The organism is Curtobacterium sp. B8 (genome assembly GCF_000333315.1).
Lineage (GTDB): Bacteria > Actinomycetota > Actinomycetes > Actinomycetales > Microbacteriaceae > Curtobacterium > Curtobacterium luteum.
Window position 1 is genome coordinate 1 of sequence record NZ_BACW01000046.1, and the last position, 1,105, is coordinate 1,105.

The following is a 1,105-nucleotide window of genomic DNA, read 5'->3' on the forward strand; positions in this document are numbered from 1 at the left end:
ACCTCGATGTCGGGCTCGAGGGACAGCAGCGAGGCGAGGGCACCGCGACCGAGCGCCTGGTCGTCGGCGAGCAGCACCCGGATCGTGTCGGTCATCGTCGGCCCTCCGTTTCGACGCGCAGCAGGAAACCGCCGAGGTCGCTCGTGCCGGTGGCGACGGTCGCACCCACCGCGTCGGCCCGCTCACGCAGCCCCCGGAGCCCGTTGCCGCCGACGCGGCCGCCGACGGACGGGAACCCGGGTACGGTACCGGCGCCCGCGACGTCCCCGGTCCCGTCGTCCTCGATCGTCAGTGTCGACCGGGTCAGCGTCACCCGCACCCGGGTCGCGGCCGCGTGCCGGACGACGTTCGTCACGCCCTCCCGCAGCACCCAGGCGAAGAGGCTCCGGACGTCCCGGGCCGCCGCGGCACCGTCGGCCGGCAGGTCCGCGTCGACCTCAGCGGCCGCCAGCGCCGCACGGGCCGACACCAGCTCGGCATCGAGGTCGGCCTCCCGGTACCCGCCGACCGCCTGCCGCAGACCCTGCAGGGCCTCGCGGGACAGCCGCTCCACGTCCAGCATCTCGGACCTGGCCCGGGCGGGGTCGACGTCGACGAGCCGGACGGCGAGCTCGGACTTCATCGCGACGACGGTGAGCGAGTGCCCGAGCACGTCGTGCAGGTCGCGGGAGAACCGGGCTCGTTCCTCGACGACGGCGAGCCGCGTGAGTTCGTCCTGCGCGACGTCGAGCCGGTCCTCCGCCTCGCGCTGCCGACCGAAGAACAGCATCGACGCCCCGACCGAGACCGTCACGATCGGCGCGAACAGCAGGCCGGTGCCCACGGCCTCGTCCCATCCGAGCGTCCCCGCGACGACGAGTTGCGCGGCGATGACGGAGAGGACGCCCACGCCGGCGATCCAGGCCCGTTCGGCGACGAAGCCGGTGAGCGCGGCGACGAGCAGCCAGGTCCAGACGGCGAGGGGGCCGACGGCGAGCAGGAGCAGTCCGGCGAGGGTCGCGATCCCGGCGAGCACCAGGACACGGGTTCGCATCCCGCTGCGCCACATCAGCTCGGGGGCGAAGAGGTACGCCGCGTAGAGGACGAACAGCGCGAGCGTCGACCA

Annotated in this window: 1 protein-coding gene and 1 pseudogene; both read right to left on the reverse strand. The window is 74.1% G+C overall.

What is annotated here, in order from left to right:
* A pseudogene (locus tag I59_RS23255) lies at window positions 1-95 on the reverse strand (DNA-binding response regulator); the annotation flags it as partial.
* A partial coding sequence (locus I59_RS01345; RefSeq protein ID WP_022902341.1) for a sensor histidine kinase occupies window positions 92-1,105 on the reverse strand: 1,014 nt, incomplete at its 5' end. The pseudogene I59_RS23255 and the gene I59_RS01345, both read right to left, overlap by 4 nt.